General features: G+C 66.6%; 17 protein-coding genes. 11 read left to right on the forward strand and 6 right to left on the reverse strand.

The annotated features are described in order from the left end of the window. Positions 1 to 11: 11 nt before the first annotated feature. The gene (locus CRO39_RS17825) at positions 12 to 1817 is read right to left on the reverse strand and encodes a DUF885 domain-containing protein (protein ID WP_097123399.1); all 1806 of its coding nucleotides are present in this window, start codon (positions 1815 to 1817) and stop codon (positions 12 to 14) included. Positions 1818 to 1929: 112 nt separating this feature from the next. Between CRO39_RS17825 and CRO39_RS17830 the strand changes: the two genes are divergently transcribed. The 3 genes from CRO39_RS17830 to CRO39_RS17840 are packed head-to-tail and all read left to right on the forward strand — an operon-like array spanning position 1930 to position 4001. Then, complete coding sequence (locus CRO39_RS17830) at positions 1930 to 2277, forward strand: GFA family protein (protein ID WP_097123321.1); 348 nt, start codon at positions 1930 to 1932, stop codon at positions 2275 to 2277. A 41-nt stretch (positions 2278 to 2318) separates the two neighbouring features. Then, positions 2319 to 3098 carry a DUF4349 domain-containing protein gene (locus tag CRO39_RS17835; RefSeq protein ID WP_238394645.1) on the forward strand — a complete coding sequence of 260 codons (780 nt, stop codon included), beginning with the start codon at positions 2319 to 2321 and terminating at the stop codon, positions 3096 to 3098. 9 nt (positions 3099 to 3107) lie between these two features. Next, a complete protein-coding gene (locus CRO39_RS17840; RefSeq protein WP_202926323.1) occupies positions 3108 to 4001 on the forward strand; it encodes a DUF2785 domain-containing protein in 894 nt (297 codons plus the stop codon). A gap of 26 nt (positions 4002 to 4027) precedes the next feature. On the opposite strand, the gene CRO39_RS17845 is transcribed toward CRO39_RS17840, so the two are convergent. After that, on the reverse strand, positions 4028 to 4996 hold the full coding sequence (locus tag CRO39_RS17845; RefSeq protein WP_097123323.1) for a LysR substrate-binding domain-containing protein: 969 nt from the start codon (positions 4994 to 4996) through the stop codon (positions 4028 to 4030). Between the two features lie 125 nt (positions 4997 to 5121). On the opposite strand from CRO39_RS17845, the gene CRO39_RS17850 reads away from it, so the two are divergent. Together CRO39_RS17850 and CRO39_RS17855 are read left to right on the forward strand one after the other, a co-directional pair. After that, positions 5122 to 6009, forward strand: coding sequence for a DMT family transporter (locus CRO39_RS17850; protein WP_097123324.1), 888 nt, complete (start codon positions 5122 to 5124; stop codon positions 6007 to 6009). Positions 6010 to 6022: 13 nt separating this feature from the next. Continuing rightward, complete coding sequence (locus CRO39_RS17855; protein WP_097123325.1) at positions 6023 to 6238, forward strand: cyclase; 216 nt, start codon at positions 6023 to 6025, stop codon at positions 6236 to 6238. An 8-nt stretch (positions 6239 to 6246) separates the two neighbouring features. Here CRO39_RS17855 and CRO39_RS17860 read toward each other — a convergent pair whose 3' ends face one another. Further along, positions 6247 to 7230 (reverse strand): peptidylprolyl isomerase, encoded by a 984-nt coding sequence (locus CRO39_RS17860; RefSeq protein WP_425479739.1) that lies wholly within the window; start codon positions 7228 to 7230, stop codon positions 6247 to 6249. Between the two features lie 84 nt (positions 7231 to 7314). Here CRO39_RS17860 and CRO39_RS17865 point away from each other — a divergent pair, with 84 nt between their 5' ends. From CRO39_RS17865 to CRO39_RS17875, 3 genes are all read left to right on the forward strand, one after another. After that, positions 7315 to 7680 (forward strand): PadR family transcriptional regulator, encoded by a 366-nt coding sequence (locus tag CRO39_RS17865; protein WP_097123327.1) that lies wholly within the window; start codon positions 7315 to 7317, stop codon positions 7678 to 7680. After that, positions 7677 to 8597, forward strand: coding sequence for a sensor domain-containing protein (locus tag CRO39_RS17870; protein ID WP_097123328.1), 921 nt, complete (start codon positions 7677 to 7679; stop codon positions 8595 to 8597). The genes CRO39_RS17865 and CRO39_RS17870 overlap by 4 nt, the downstream gene beginning before the upstream one ends. Before the next feature lie 261 nt (positions 8598 to 8858). After that, complete coding sequence (locus tag CRO39_RS17875) at positions 8859 to 9077, forward strand: DUF6289 family protein (protein ID WP_097123329.1); 219 nt, start codon at positions 8859 to 8861, stop codon at positions 9075 to 9077. A gap of 98 nt (positions 9078 to 9175) precedes the next feature. Here CRO39_RS17875 and CRO39_RS17880 read toward each other — a convergent pair whose 3' ends face one another. Beyond that, entirely contained in the window at positions 9176 to 10423 is a 1248-nt protein-coding gene (locus CRO39_RS17880) for a polyhydroxyalkanoate depolymerase (protein ID WP_097123330.1), read from the reverse strand. 140 nt (positions 10424 to 10563) lie between these two features. After that, the gene (locus tag CRO39_RS17885) at positions 10564 to 11154 is read right to left on the reverse strand and encodes a class I SAM-dependent DNA methyltransferase (RefSeq protein WP_097123331.1); all 591 of its coding nucleotides are present in this window, start codon (positions 11152 to 11154) and stop codon (positions 10564 to 10566) included. Positions 11155 to 11241: 87 nt separating this feature from the next. Between CRO39_RS17885 and CRO39_RS17890 the strand changes: the two genes are divergently transcribed. Next, on the forward strand, positions 11242 to 11688 hold the full coding sequence (locus tag CRO39_RS17890) for a CopD family protein (RefSeq protein ID WP_097123401.1): 447 nt from the start codon (positions 11242 to 11244) through the stop codon (positions 11686 to 11688). Positions 11689 to 12059: 371 nt separating this feature from the next. Here CRO39_RS17890 and CRO39_RS17895 read toward each other — a convergent pair whose 3' ends face one another. Further along, the gene (locus tag CRO39_RS17895) at positions 12060 to 13766 is read right to left on the reverse strand and encodes an alkaline phosphatase family protein (protein ID WP_097123332.1); all 1707 of its coding nucleotides are present in this window, start codon (positions 13764 to 13766) and stop codon (positions 12060 to 12062) included. Positions 13767 to 13907: 141 nt separating this feature from the next. Here CRO39_RS17895 and CRO39_RS17900 point away from each other — a divergent pair, with 141 nt between their 5' ends. Together CRO39_RS17900 and CRO39_RS17905 are read left to right on the forward strand one after the other, a co-directional pair. After that, complete coding sequence (locus CRO39_RS17900; protein WP_097123333.1) at positions 13908 to 15185, forward strand: dicarboxylate/amino acid:cation symporter; 1278 nt, start codon at positions 13908 to 13910, stop codon at positions 15183 to 15185. After that, the gene (locus CRO39_RS17905; protein WP_097123334.1) at positions 15182 to 15628 is read left to right on the forward strand and encodes a GNAT family N-acetyltransferase; all 447 of its coding nucleotides are present in this window, start codon (positions 15182 to 15184) and stop codon (positions 15626 to 15628) included. The genes CRO39_RS17900 and CRO39_RS17905 overlap by 4 nt, the downstream gene beginning before the upstream one ends. Positions 15629 to 15684: the final 56 nt, after the last annotated feature.

Raw genomic sequence — 15684 nt, forward strand, 5'->3', positions numbered from 1 at the left:
CTTCATGGCGCTTACTGGATGGGCTGGTCCAGCATCAACTGGCGCACAAACCGCACCGGGGGGGCGCCGTAGGACAGCACCTGGTCGTGGTAGGCCTTCAGATCGAAGTTCGCGCCCTGCTTCTGTTCCATCGCTTTACGCAGATCGAAGTGTTCCTGCGCGCCGACGAAATAGGTCGGCAGTTGCGCCGAGGTCAGCTGCGCGCGCGTCCACTTGCCGGCGGCCTCGCGCTCCTGCTGGAAGGTCTGCCGCACCATCAGGTCCATCGCCTGTTCGCGCGTCCAGTTGTCCACATGCACGCCCTGGTCGAGGATGGCGTTGGCGATGGCGCGCAGGTAGAACTTCAGCTGCACCAGTTCGAACAGCGGATCCCGGTCCAGATAGCCGGCGTCGGTCATCATTTTCTCGGTGTAGACCGCCCAGCCCTCGGCGAACATGCCAGAGCGCAGCACGCCGCGCAGCGTGGACGGGAATTTGGCCGAGTGCCAGCCTTCCAGGTAATGGCCGGGGGTGCCTTCGTGGATGCTCAGCAGGTGGATCATGCGGCTGTTGTATTCGCGCAGGAACGAATCGACCTGCGGCTCGGTCCAGTCGTCGGGAATCGGCGAGACCGCGTAGAAGGTCTCCAGCCCCTTGTCCAGCGGTCCGGGCGAGTCGCAGTAGGCCACCGCCACGCCGCGCTGGAATTCCGGCATCAGGATGATCCTGACCGGCGAATCCGGCAGCGTGACCAGGTCCTTGGCGCGGACGAAATCGGTCGCCGACCGCAGCGCGGCTTCGGCCTCCTCGACCACCTTGTCGCGCGCCGGCTTCTCCGCATAGGCCAGTTCCAGCGCAGCCTCGATTGCCGCCTGCTGCTGTTCGGCCGTTGGCGCGTCCGGCATCTGCGGCGCGCCGGCCCGGTCACCCAGCACCTGCCGGGCGATGCCGTACATCTGCTCGCGCACGCGCTTGATCTCCGCTTCCGCGCGCTGCTTGATCTCGGCGCGCGACAGCGACGACAGCAGCGCGAACTGCAGCTTCTGGTCGTACAGCTCTGCGCCGATGCGGAACTCACCGTTGGCGCCGGGCACCAGGGTCTTGTCCAGCCAGGCCTGGTGTTCGGCTACCGCCTGTTTCAGCGTCCGCGTTGCCGCCTCCAGCCGCTGGCGTTCGGTCTCCGGCAGATCCTTCAGATTGGGGGTGATGAACGTATCGACGATGCTCAGGATGCCGGCGTTCTGCCGGGCCACGGTTTCGGCATGCACCTTGGGCACCCGCGCCGGGTCCAGGTTTTCGCGTGCCTGCGCCAGCAGCGCCGGCAGCTTCTCCATGCGCGCAGCGGCCGAATTCAGCCGCGCGGGCAACGGTGCGAACTCGCGCGCCATCAGGCCATAGATGGCGCTGCCGGCCAGGCCGCTGTACAGCTGCGGATCCCAGGCCCAGCTTTGCAACGTCTCGGCGTTCCAGATGTCGTAGCGCAGCTGGTTGCGCAGGATGGTGGCGTCGACCTGGTTCTCGCGCGACAGGCGGGCGATATCCAACCGGTCCAGCTCGGCCAGGATCCGCTTGCTGAATTCCAGCCCCTTCTGCCGCCCGGCGGCGCTGAGGTCGTCGATCTCGCCGTCGTATCTGTGCTCGCCAATCTGGGTGGCGCTGATGGGCGAGTGCTGCAACCAGCCTTCCAGCGCACGCTGCGACAGTTCGGCGAATTGCGCATCGGCGGCGGTATCGGCGACGGCCACCGCGTCGCTGGCCGCAGGCGCGGTGGGGGCTTCGCTTTTCTGGCAGGCGGCAAGGGAAGTCAACAGGGCGAGGGCAAGCAGGCTGTGGCGCATGGGATTCTCGTTGCTGTGCAGCAAAGTAGGGAATGCCCAAGCTTAGAGCCAAGCCGTGCGCGACGCATCTGCCATTGGCTTATGCTTGGCCCATTCTTCAGGGAGGCTGGGCATGAAACACCAGGGCAGCTGCCATTGCGGCCGTGTCGCGTTCGAGGTGGAAGGCGACATCGGCGAAGTCTACGACTGCAATTGTTCGATGTGCCGGCGCCGCGGCGGGCTGCTGTGGTTCGGGCCGCGCGATGCCTTCACGTTGAAGACGCCGGAGTCGGACGTGGCGACCTATACGTTCAACAAGCATGTCATCCAGCATCATTTCTGCGCCCACTGCGGCATAGCTGCGTACGGCGAGGGCGAGAAACCCAATGCCGGGCCGATGATTGCGGTCAATGTGCGCTGCCTGCCGGATGTGGATCTGTCGGCACTGAAGGTCACCCGTATCGACGGCGCCAGTTTCTGAGCGCCGACACCATGCCGCAGCCAAGAAAAGGGGGGATGCGTATGCGGGCGACTGCAAAGGGTGCGTTGGCGCTGGTGCTGGCCTGCCTGTTGCCGGCCTGCGCAAAGCACGGGTCCGGTTATGCCGGCGCCGTTGCCGCCGATGCGGCGCTGCGTTCGCCGGAGGGCGCATACCTTGCCTACGAACACGACGTCAGCATTGCGCTGGCGGCCGCACAGATTCCGCAGCGCCTGCAGGCCGCGCAGTCGGCTTGCAGCAGCGGCAAGTTCGGCGATTGCAGCGTCCTCAACGTCAGCCAGCAGGGCGGCGATCACCCCAGCGCCAGCCTGACCGTGCGGATTGCGCCCGATGGCGTGGAGCCGTTGATCGCCCAGGCCAGCGCCGGCGCCGAGATCGGCAGCCGCAGCACCCATGCCGAAGATCTGGCCCAGACCGTGCGCGACAACACGCTGCTGCGCACGCGGCTGGAAAAGGAACAGGCGCGCCTGGCCGAATTCCAGCAGCGCCGGGATCTGTCGGTGGCCGACATGATCGCGCTGTCGCAACAGCTCTCGCAGGTCGAGGCGCAGTTGCAGGTCGCGCAGCAGGAAGCCGCCCAGCACCGGCGCCGCATCGACACCCAGCGGTTGACGCTGCGTTTCCATCCGCCCGGCGGCCAAAGCGGCCGCGGGGAGATCCGCCAGGCGGTGCGCGACTTCTTCGCCACCCTGGCCACCGGCACCGCCTGGACCATCCGCACGGTCGCGTTCCTGATTCCCGCCGTCATCGGCCTGGCCATCCTGCTGGCGCTGTGGCGGCGCCTGCGCCGCAAGAAAACCTAGAGGTCGCCTATGCGCAATCGTATTGCGTTGATGTTGTCGTTGATGCTGTTGAGCGCCGCTGGTCCGGTCCTGGCCGACTGTCCGCCTGCCGGCACCGATGCCGGGTCGCTGCAACTGCTCAGGCAGCAGGAGTTCGCGTTGGCCGACGACGGGCTGCGCGATACGTTGGCGATGGGCTTGCTGGACTGTCTGGGCGATCCGGATCCGGCGCTGCGCGATGGCATCGCCTATGAGGGCGTCACCGTCTGGCTGCGCGCCGGTCAGTTGAGCGAAGCGCTGCGCGGCCAGATGCGCGACCGGTTGTATGTCCTGCTGGATGCGGACGATCCGGAAGGTTTTCGCCAGCCATTTGCGGCGCTGCTGCTTGCGGAGGTGGCGCGCACCGATCGTCTGCAGCCGTGGATGAGCGGCAAGGAGCGCGCGACGATGGTCGGGCACGCGGTGACGTACCTGGCCTCGGTCCGCGACTACCGCGGTTTCGACGATGCGCAGGGTTGGCGGCATGGCGTCGCCCATGGCGCCGACTGGCTGTTGCAGCTGGCGTTGAACGAACAGGTGGACCGCACGCAGGCCGAGTCTATGCTGGCAGCGATCGCCAGCCAGGTAGCGCCGGAAAGCGCGCATGCCTACGTGTACGGCGAGCCTGGCCGGCTGGCGCGTCCGGTCGTCTACCTGGCACACCGCGGCCTGCTGGACCAGGCGCAGTGGCAGGCGTGGTTCGCCGCGCTGCCGCCGCGGCTGGGCGAACCCGCGCAAGCCTATGCCGACAGCGCATGGCTGGCCAGGCGGCACGATCTGATGGCTTTCCTGATGAGCGTCTACCTGGAAGCGGATCAGTCCGGAGACGCGCAGATACAGGCGCTCAAGCCGGCCGTGGTGGCGGCGCTCAAGACCATCCCGTAGCGCTGCGCCCGCGGGCGCAGCGGCTTTCAACGCGGTGCTTTCGGAGCGGATTTGCGCCGGTTTGCCGGCATCCCCGGCAACAGCTCCGGCGGCATCGGCGGCATCGGTGTGCGTTCGTCCTGCGCTTCCTGCTTGAGCCAGTCGATGAAGATCGCCGCCGCCGGATGCGGCGGACGATGCGCGGGATAGACCGCGTAGTAGGAAAAACGGGCCTTCAACGCCGGGCCCGGCAGACGGATCAGTTCATAGCGTTGCAGGTAGGGCGTGGCGACGTGTTTGCGCGCAAGTGCGGCGCCGACGCCGTAGACGCTGGCGCGCATGGCATCGGTGCTGTCGCTGAAACTGTGCATCTGCGGCAGGCGCAGTCCGCGCACGCCGGCGGCGCGAAACCAGTCGCGCCAACCCTGCAGCGCCAGGTCGGTGACCAGCGGCAGGCGCGCAATATCGCGCGGTTCGCCGATTTCCGCAGCGCCCGGCAAGCCGGGCGAAGCCACCGGGAACAGTTCATCGTCCATCAGGTGGTGCGCGGTCAGTCCCGGCCAATGGCCGGGACCATGGCGGATGCCCAGGTCCGGCCCGCTGTCGTCGAAGCGGGTCAGTGCGATGCCGGTATCCAGATGCAGGCGGATGTTGGGATGGCGGGCGACGAAGCGCGGCAGCCGTGGCAGCAGCCAGCAGTAGGCCAGCGAATGCAGGGTGGTGACGCGCAGTTGGGTGGTGCCGCGGACCTGGTGCAGGTTGTCGGCGACCGCTTCGATGTCCGACAGCGCAGCCGTGGCGGCGTCGGCCAGTTGGCGGCCCTCCGCGGTCAGCGTGACTCCGCGCGCATGGCGCTGGAACAGGGTCACCTGCAGCAGCGCTTCCAGTTTGCGCACATGGTGGCTGACCGCGCTGGCGGTCAGATGCAGTTCTTCGGCGGCATGGGCGAAGTTCTGGTGGCGGGCGGCGGCGGCGAACACGCCGAGCGCGGGCAGCAGGGCAGGACGCAGGTTCATGGCACGCTCCAGACACGCGTCAGATTTGTGGCTTGCCCCGATAATATCCGCTTGTGAAGCCATTGCCAGCGGGGAAAATGGCCCCAGGCAAAAACGAGGCTACGGGTATGGCGGGCGATAGCGGTATGGCGGGTGCGTTGGCTTCCGGGCCGCTGGCGCGCGACTGGCGCACCCCGGCGGAGTTGTTGCTGCTGGGCGCCATCTGGGGCGGGTCGTTCCTGTTCATGCGGGTGGCGGCGCAGCCGTTCGGCGCGTTTGCGCTGGTCGAAGTGCGGTTGGCCTTGGGCGCTTTGATCCTGCTGCCGTTCCTGTGGCGCGAGCGCGCGGCGTTTTCGCCTGGCCTGTGGCCAAAGCTGGCGCTGATCGGCGCCATCAATTCGGCGATTCCGTTCCTGTTGTTCGCCTGGGCCGCGCAGCGCTCGCCCGCCGCCGTCGGCGCCATCTGCAATGCGATGACGGTGCTGTTTGCGGCATTGGTGGCATTCGTCTTCTTTGGCGAAAAGATCGGCATGCGTCGCGCCGTCGCGCTGCTGGTGGGCTTCCTGGGCGTGGTGGTGCTGGCCACCAGCAAGGCCGGCGGTCTCAGTGTCGGGCCGGCGGTGGCCGCCGGCGCCACTGCTGCATTGCTGTACGGGGTGGGTGTGAACCTGGTGCGCAGGCATCTGGGCGGCATTCCGCCTGCGGCCGCGGCGGCGGCCACGCTGAGTTGCGCAGCGCTGTTGTTGGCGCCGTTCGCGGTCGCGCATTGGCCGAGCGGGCCGATTCCCGCCGCTGCCTGGGGCAGCGCCATCGCCATTGGACTGCTCTGCACCGGCTACGCCTTCCTGCTGTATTACCGGTTGATCCAGCGCATCGGCGCCGCCCGTGCGGCCACCGTGACCTACCTGGTACCGCTGTTCGGCGCGGCATTCGCCTGGATGTTCCTGGGCGAGCCGGTGACGCCGATGATGGTGATCGCCGGCGGCTTGATCCTGGGCAGCGTGGCCGTCAGCCAGCGGGCGGCGCGGGCATAGAAGGACAGCGGCGATGCAGAAGCGTGTCGTATTCGATTTCGAGATCGATTTCAGCAACGGCGGCGGCCTGCAGGGCCAGGGGTTCCGGCTGGATATCGACGGCGACGACATCGGCGAGGATGCATTGGCCGATTACATCGTCCGCGATCTGCGCCTGCTGATGGTCGGCAGCGTACGCATCCTGGACAAACGCATCATCAGCGAAGCGCACAAGCGTCCGCGGACATAGGGCCCGCCCTACGGTGCGCGCGCCGGCAGCGGTACGTTGCACAGATCGATGTGGCCGGCAGGGCGTAGGTACCAGCCATCGCGGCGGTTGCGGCGCGCTTCGGTGGCGTCGGCAAAGGTCTTGGAGTCGGTGCGCAGCAGTTGCAGGGGGGTGCGCTCAGCTTCCGGTACGTCGCTGGCCAGACGAATGGCGGTAATCGGCGTGCGCTGCGCGGCATCCTGGTAGAAACCCATCGGTTCCGGACCGCGCGGAATCGCGCTCAGCAGTTCCATGCCCTTGACCACGCGGCCGACCAGGGTGATGTTGCGGTCCAGTTGCCGTGGCGACTGCCCGGTCACTACATACAGTTCGCTGCCGTTGCTGCTGTCGGCTTCGTTGCCGCGTCCGGCGCCCAGCGCGCCATAGCAATGCGCCAGCCAGGTTTGGCCCGTCTTCGGATCGCGCGCGGCAGGGAAGCCTTCGACAAAACCCACCTCCGGCGCCCAGCCGTCGGCATCCGCCAGACGGGTGAAGGCCAGGCCCGCCCCGTCGCGGGAGAACTCGGCCGGCAGCTTGGCCTTGGCGCTGCCCAGCGGCTTGGCCTTGGCGGCATCCTCGGCATCGGCATCGCCGAACTGGACGACGAAGTTGTCCTGCGAGCGGTAGATGCCCAAGCCATCCCAGAAGCCTTCGCGCGCCAGCGTGCGGATGTTGGCCACATGCTCGGGCGCGAAGGACGGCGCCAACTCGATAATCACCCGGCCGCCCGCCAGTTCCATATACAGCGTATTGGCCGGATCCGGCATGCGCCAGTCGCTGGCGGGCGAGGCGTCGAGGATCTCCTGGGCACTCCTGTACTTGGGAGGCTCCTGCGCCGACAGCGACAGCGGGGCCAGGAGGAGGGCGCAGGCGAACAGGGCAGGACGAAGGCGCATGGCGGGGCCGCGAAAGGAAGGAGCCGGGATTCTCACCGAGATTCCATCTGCAACCAAGCCAACCCGGCGCAGATGCAAGGGGATGACTACTGGCACATTCGCTATATCAAACTTAGCAATAGTGTGGTCTCCAACCTAGCGGTTGCCCCGCAGAGGGAAGCCATGAACGATTCCGAGACCCAACTGAAGAAGTTCCAGAAGGAGCTCAGCGCCGGCACCGTGTCGCTGGCGTTGCTGGCCGTGCTGGCGCGCGCCGGCGAGCCGTTGTACGGCTACCTGATTGCCAAGCAGCTCGAGCGCATCGGCGAGGGCGTGCTCAGCGGCAAGCAGAGCGCGCTGTATCCGGTGCTGCGCAATCTGGAAACGGCCGGGTTGCTGGAAAGCCATATCGAACCTTCCATGGCCGGCCCGCCCCGGCGCTACTACCGCATCACCGAGGCAGGGCGGCAGACCCTGCAGCAATGGGCTGCCGCCTGGCGCGCCACCCGCGATTCCGTCGACTCCGTCCTTGAGGGGATAACCGCATGAACACCACCCCGTCCGCCGCCGGGCGCCTGCCCGCATCCATCCCCGAATACCTGGAACAGTTGCGCGCCGCGCTGGCCGGAGCCGACAAGGCGATGATCCAGGATGCGCTGTACGACGCCGAGGAATACCTGCGTTCGGAAATGGCCGAGCAGCCGGGAAAGAGCGAGGCCGAAGTGATCGCCTCGGTGGCCGGCAGCTACGGTGCGCCCGAGGAAGTGGCCGACATCTATCGCGATACCGAAGTCACCGTGACCCGTGCGCTGCGCCCGCCGGCGCCGCGCCAGCGCAAGTCGCTGCTGGGCAGGTTCTTCGGCGTGGCTGCCGATCCGCACACCTACGGCGCGCTGTTCTACATGCTGCTGTCGCTGGCCACCGGCATCTTCTATTTCACCTGGGTGGTGACCGGCGCCAGCCTGTCGGCCGGTCTTCTGATCCTGATTGTCGGCATTCCGCTGCTGCTGCTGTTCCTGTTGTCGGTGCGGCTGCTGTCGCTGGTGGAAGGACGTATCGTGGAAGTGCTGCTGGGCGAGCGCATGCCGCGCCGGCCGCTGTATACGCAGCGCGACAAGACGTTGCTGGCGCGCATCGGCGATATGTTCACCGACGGCGGCACCTGGACGGCGATGCTGTACATGTTGCTGATGCTGCCGCTGGGCATCGCATACTTCACCGTGGTCGTCACGCTGCTGAGCATGTCGCTGGCCTTCATCGCCGCACCGCTGGGTTTGTTCTTCCCCTCGAGCCTGGACGTCACGTTTTCCAGCTGGAGCGTCACCGAACAGGCGCCATGGCTGCTGCCGGTGATAAGCGCCTTCGGAGTGGTGCTGCTGTTCGCCACCCTGCATCTGGCGCGCGGCGTCGGCAAGTTGCACAGTCTGTTCGCAAAGCACCTGCTGGTGCGCCGCCCGCTGGTCTGAGCACTGGTTCGAAGTCCTTGCGGCGCTTGCCGCCGCAACGCGAAAGGCCGCCCGTCTGCGGCCTTTTGCGTTATGCGGCGCCGGCAGGCTTGTCCGCTCGTTCGTCCATCGGCCTGCGGCCAGGACGGCTCATGCTCACGCACCCTGCACATTGTTGAATACCTGCGTGTAGCTGGGAGTGCGGCAGAGTTAACAGACGCGCTGCACCGTATCGACCAACCTTGGGCTGCGGAATCCCCGCATCCATCCAAGGAGAGAAGTATGCGTCGTATCCGGTTCTTCACTGTCGCCATGCTGCTGGGGCTGCTTGCCTCTGCGTCGTTCACCGCATCGGCCAGCTGGCAGGGCACGTGGTACTACTACGATGAGGAAGGCGTGCTGGTTGGTTCGTGGACGGCAGGTTGCGGTGCCGCCGACGGTCGCTGGGGCGAAACCACCGACAACAAGACCTTCGTCCAGGGTTGCCGCAGCGACAGCTGAGCGGTCCGGCCAACGACGAAGCCCCGCCAGTGCGGGGCTTCGTTACCAGGTTGCCGGCAGCCCGGCGGACTTTCGCGCTGACGGTACGGCTGCGGAATTCAGCCGGCGTACTTGGCGATGAAATCCCGCACCTGCGGGTACACCTTCTCGCGCCAGCGGCGGCCGCTGAAGATGCCGTAGTGGCCGGCGCCTTCGACCACGATCTGCTGGTGGTGCGCCTTGCCGATGCCGGTGCACAGATCGTGGGCAGCGGCGGTCTGGCCGACGCCGGAAATATCGTCCAGCTCGCCCTCGATGCTCAGCAGCGCGGTCTTCTTGATGGCGGCGGGCTTGACCAGCTCGCCATTGACGATCCACTTGCCGCGCGGCAGCAGGAACTCCTGGAACACCACCCGGATGGTATCCAGGTAATACTCGGCCGGCATGTCCAGTACCGCGTTGTATTCGTCGTAGAACTTGCGGTGCGCCTCGGCATCCTGCAGATCGCCCTTGACCAGGTCCGCATAGAAATCCCAGTGCGACATGAAATGGCGGCTGGGGTTCATCGCGATGAAGCCGGCGTGCTGCAGGAAGCCCGGGTAGACCTTGCGGCCTTCGCCCGGGTAGGGCTGCGGCACGCTGTGGATGACGTTGTTCTCGAACCACGACAGCGGGTTGCGCGTGGCCAGACTGTTGACTTCGGTGGGACTGCGGCGCGCGTCGATCGGCCCGCCCATCATCACCAGCGAGCGCGGCGTGGTTTCGCCGCGCGCGGCCATCAGCGACACCGCGGCCAGCACCGGCACGGTCGGCTGGCAGACGCTGATCACATGCAGTTTTTCGGCGCCTATGTGGCGGATGAATTCCTCCACGTAGGCCACGTAGTCGTCCAGGCTGAAAGCGCCTTCGGATGCCGGCACCATCCGCGCATCGACCCAGTCGGTGATGTAGACCTTGTGATCGCGCAGCAGCGTGCGCACGGTGTCGCGCAGCAGGGTGGCGTGATGCCCCGACAGCGGCGCCACCACCAGCACGCTGGGGTCGTCCTTCAGCGCGGCGATGCTTTCGGCATCGTCGGTGTAGCGCTTGAAGCGCAATAGCCGGCAGAACGGCTTCTTCAGGACTTCAAGTTCCACCACCGGCACCGAGCGGCCTTCGATCTCGACTTCGTGGATCTCCCAGGCCGGCTTTTCGTAGTCCTTGCCGATGCGGTGGAGCAGCTCATTGCCGGCGGCGATGCGGTCGGCGCCGGGCATGTTGGACAACCAACTGGTCGGCGTCGAAAACATCCGCGCGTTGGCCTCGGCCATGTAGGCCAGCGGCGCCATCCATGCGCGTCCGAGTTCATGCAGTTGGTACAGGGTCATGGCTGGGTGAATCCCGAATTTGGTGCAAAGTGCTGCGATGCAGCATACCGCAAACCGGCGGCAGCCGGTATCGCCTGTTCAGTTGCCGGATCCATCGGCAATAGCCGGCTGCGGCTTGAGCGCCGCGGCCGGCCGGGCGCTCATGCCGATTCCAGCGCGGCCGCTTCCGCCGCCAGCGCCGGCGCCAGCCAGCAGTGCGAACCTGCCGGGCGCAAGCCGACTTCGCCGAATCGGCGGCGATACCAGCGCGCCGGACGTGCCTGGAAACCCTGATGGTCGCCTTCGAACTCGTCGTCGCGAGTGAAGGTTTCCAGGAACGCCACGCCGCCGCACAGTTCTGCCAATCCCGGCAGGCCGCGATTGAATTCGCGGGTGGGGACGTAGTGCAGCACATCGGCGCAAATCAGCAGGTCCACCGGTGCGCACGGGCGCAGGAATTCGAAATCGCCGAACTGCGCCAGATGCAGGTTGCGGCGCCGGCCATGGCGGGCAACGGCGTACTCGCTGCCGTCGAAGCCCAGGTACTGCAGTTTTGGCCGCAGCTTCAGCAGCGGCGCGCGCCAGGCGCCTTCGCCGCAACCGATGTCCAGCGCGCTGCGGATGGGTCGTTCCAGGTAGTACTCGGCGCAGGCCACCGCCAGGGCGACCTTGCGCGCCAGCCGCTGCGGGCCGCCGATATCGCTGCGGCGGTACCAATGCTGGAAATAGGCCTGATCGTATTGCTTGCTCATGGAAGCCGGCGAACCTGTCGAGTGAATCCGCAGAGCTTACGCCAGCGCGCACGTTATCCTATGCGGCAGCCAATCGGAGCCAGCCGCATGTATACATGGGTCAAAGTCTTTCACCTGGTGTTCGTCATCGCCTGGATGGCAACGGTGTTCTATCTGCCGCGCATCCTGGTCAATCTGGCCGAAACCCAGGGCCAGGCCGAGGTGCAGGCGCGCCTGCAGCTGATGGGGCGCAAGCTGTACCGCTTCGGCCACAACATGTTCGGCCTTGCGGTCATCCTGGGCCTGGTGCTGTGGCTGGGCTACCGGGTGATTCCCGACTTCCAGACCATGGTCGGGCCCGGTACCGGCTGGTTGCACGCCAAGCTGGCGCTGGTGGCGTTGCTGCTGGCGCACTTCATCATCGCCGGACGCTGGCTGAAGGGCGCGGAGAAGGGCAAGCCGCTGCCTTCCTCGTTCAAGCTGCGGTTGTTCAACGAAGCGCCGGTGGTGCTGCTGATTGCGGTGGTGTGGCTGGTGCTCGCAAAGCCGTTCTGAGTCCGTCGCTTTCGCGCGAGAGGATCTTGGCGCGTTGCGACGCGTTCTCGAACGCGGCGCCGTTGTCTTCGCGGGGCGCGGTGCTCGCAAAGCCGTTCTGAGTCCGTCGCTTTTCGCGCGAGAGGATCCTGGCGCGTTGCGACGCGTTCTCGATCACGGCGCCGCTGTCTTCGCGGGGCGCGGTGCTGGCCAAGCCGTTCTGAGTCCGTCGCTTTCGCGCGAGAGGATCCTGGCGCGTTGCGACGCGTTCTCGAACGCGGCGCCGTTGTCTTCGCGGGGCGCGGTGCTGGCCAAGCCGTTCTGAGTCCGTCGCTTTTCCTGTAGGAGCGGTGCCGGCGCACCGGCACCACTCCTGCAGCAGAGAGGGCGGATTACCTGCTCTGGAAATCCGCCGGCTTTGGCAACTCCACCGGTACGCCGTCGGCGTTGCAGGTGCCGGCCGCGCACAGGCGCTGCCGCAGTTTCGGCGTGGCCTGCACGATGAAGTGGTAGATGACGTTCTGCTCGACGGTGCCGCGCACCGCGGCGCTGCCCGGGCCGATGGCCCAGATGCCGACATCGTCGCCGCCATGCGATTCGGATTTCAGCGGCACCAGCGCTTCCTGCAGGTAGTCCGGGTGCTCGGTGTCGACATGGCTCAGATCCGGACGGCCGTCGGACGATTCGACGCTGCTGGGCGCGTGCAGATGGCGCTTCGGTCCGGCCGGCTGCTGGTTGCTGGCGCCGGTATAGCCCGGGCCGTTGGCGTAGCTGAGCGTGGTGTAGGTCAAGCCGGCCTGGTCGCGCGCGTAGTCGCCCGGCGTATCGTCTTCGCTGCCCTGGCCGCGCACCTTGCCGAGGATGGGATTGCCGCGCACCGGATAGCCGACAAAGTTGAGCGTATGCGAATGATCGGCGGTGACGATGATCAGGGTGTCCTCGCGCGAGGTGGCGTCGATGGCGGCCTGCACGGCTTCGGACATCGCGATGGTCTCGTCCAGTGCGCGATAGGCGTTGCCGTAATGGTTGGCATGATCGATGCGGGCGGCTTCGACCATCAACACATAGCCGTCCGCATTGCGCGACAGGTTTTCGATGGCCACGCGGGTCAGTTCGGCCAGCGAAGGTTCGCCGGCCGGGTCCTGCGGGCGTTCGTGCTCGAACTGCATGTGATCCGGTTCGAACAGGCCCAGCAGCCTGGGCGCATCCTTGTGCGCGCGCAGTTGTTCGCTGTTCCAGACATAGGCGCCCTGCGGATTGGCGCCGAGCCATTCGGCGGTCAGGTCGCGGCCATCCAGGCGCTGGCCGACCTTGTCGTCGTATTCGGGGTCGCGCTGTTCGACGCTGGTGAATTCGCCGCGGCCACCGCCCAGGAACACATCCGGACCGCGGCCGAAGCGGCTGGCGGTCAGCAATTGCTGGGCGATGTCGGTGCAGCCCTGCGCCACCGCTTCCGGCGGCAGGTCGGTGTCGTTTTCCCAGTTGCGGTCAGGCGAATATGCGTACATCGCCGCCGGAGTGGCGTGGGTCATGCGCGCGGTACTGACGATGCCGGTGGCCAGGCCGGCGCTGTCGGCCAGCTGCAGCCAGTTCAGCAGCGGCTTGGCCAGGCTGTCGGCGCAATCGTCGCGGCTTCCCGACGACACGCCGATTGCGCCCATATGCGTTTTCACGCCGCTGGCGATGGCGGTCATCGTGCCGGCCGAGTCCGGTGTTTGCGAGTCGGTGTTGTAGGTCTTGCTGAAGGCGGTATGCGGGAAGCGCTCCCACGACAGCAGGTTTTCCTCGCCCGGCTGGCCCTTGCGCTGGCCATCGAGGATGCGCGCGGCCGCCACCGTGGTCAGGCTCATGCCATCGCCCAGGAACAGGATGACGTTCTTGGCTTTTCCGCCCATCGCCCCGTTGGCGGCGGCGCGGGCCGCGCCATTGCGATACCACCAGGCCGGGGTTTCCCCTTGCGGGTGCGCCACCGGCGCAACGTCGATGCGATAGGAGGGCGGGGAATCCCCGGAGGCTGCCTGTCGAACGCTGGCGCAGCCGGAAAACAGGGTCAGGGCGGTCATGCCGAGCAAGGGCAGGGCAGCGGTGAATCGACGCATACGGATTCCGTGGGAGAGCAACGCGCCATTATGCCGGCCGCACAGTGTCCTGTTGATGACACATTGGTATTCCAGCGGTGCCGTCGCGGAGGCCGGCCGACTGGGCTATCGTGCAGGGCTGTCGTCTTGCGGGTGTGATGGATGAAGCTGGTGTCGGCCTGGTTGAAGATTCCGTTCTGGCAGCGCGTGGTCGCCGGTTTCGTGCTGGGCGCGCTGGCGGGCTGGGCGTTCGGGCCTGCCGCGGAAACCTGGTTCGGGCCGCTGGGCACGCTGTATGTCACGTTGATCAAGATGATCGCGGTGCCGCTGGTGTTCTTTGCGGTGATCAACGCGGTTGCCAGCCTGCACGGACAGAAGTCGGTGGCGGCGCTGGGCGGCCGCACTTTCCTGTGGTTCGCCGCGACCGCAGCGCTGGCGGTGGTGGTGGGTTTGTCGATGGGCTGGCTGCTGCAACCGGGCAAGGGCCTGAGCGGGTTGACGGTGGCCGCCGGCTACAGCGTGCGCGAAGTGCCGACGTCGGTGCAGGTGCTGCTGGATGTGGTGCCGGCCAATCCGTTCCGGGCGCTGACCGAGGGCAGGATCCTGCAGGTGATCTTTTTCGCCGGGCTGGTCGGTTTTGCGCTGGTCAAGCTGGGCGAACGCAGCGCCGCGCTGCGCAAGCTGGCCGGCGAGGCCAGCGAGACGATGATCCAGGTCACCCGTTTCGTGCTGGAAATGACGCCGCTGGGCACCTTCGGCCTGATTGCCGGGCTGATCGGCGCCTATGGTTTCGAGAAGCTGTTGCCGCTGGGTTCGTTCGTGCTGGCGCTGTACCTGGCGTGTGCGGCGCACATCGTGTTGTCCTATGGCGGCCTGCTGCTGGCGCACGGCCTGAACCCGCTGAAATTCTTCCGCGGCGCGGCGCCTGGCATGCAGGTGGCGTTCGTCAGCTCGTCCAGTTTCGCCTCGATGCCGGTGGCGATCCGCAGCGTTACCCACAACCTGGGCGTGGACAAGGACTACGCCGCGTTTGCGGTGCCGCTGGGCGCCAGCATCAAGATGGACGGTTGCGGCGCGATCTATCCGGCGCTGACTTCGGTGTTCGTGGCCCAGTATTTCGGACTGGACCTGTCGGTCGACCAGTACTTCATCATCCTGCTGGCATCGGTGCTGGGCAGTTTCGGTACCGCCGGCGTACCCGGCACGGCCATCGTCATGGTCACGCTGGTGTTGAGCGCGGCCGGACTGCCGCTGGAGGGCATCGGCTATCTGGTCGCCATCGATCGCGTGCTGGACATGATGCGCACGATGACCAATGTGACCGGACAGATGCTGGTACCGGTGCTGGTGGCCAAGGAAACCGGCCTGCTCGACCGCGGGATCTACGAGCGGGCCTCGAGCAATGTCGGCATCGAAGGCGGGGTACGCGAGGAAGCATGACTACCGACGGCATCCGACTGATCGAACGCTTTCCCGACGCGGAGACGTACTGCCGCATGCGCGTGGAAGCCGGGTTGTCGCCGAAGACGCTTGCGGCCGCGCATCGGGGGCTGGCCAACACCTTGTACGGCGTCAGCCTGCTGCAAGGCGATGAGGTTGTCGGAATGGGCCGGATCGTCGGCGACAACGGCATCGTTTTCACCATCGTGGATATTGCGGTACGGCCGGCGTTGCAGGGGCACGGATTGGGCAAGCGCATCCTGGCTGCGCTGGACGCCTGGTTGCAGGCCAATGCACCGGAATCGGCCTACGTGACCCTGGTGGCCGACGGTGACGCGAAACATCTCTACGCCAAGTTCGGGTTTGCCGAAACGGCGCCGTATTCGGTCAGCATGGCCTATGTGATGGGCGCCAACGGCGAGCGCCTCACCGGGATTCCCTGAAACCGCGCCTGCGATTGCGGGCATCCCAGCGGCGCCCGGCAGGGCGCAGAGCGCGA

Source organism: Pseudoxanthomonas wuyuanensis, assembly GCF_900215535.1.
GTDB classification, from domain to species: domain Bacteria; phylum Pseudomonadota; class Gammaproteobacteria; order Xanthomonadales; family Xanthomonadaceae; genus Pseudoxanthomonas_A; species Pseudoxanthomonas_A wuyuanensis.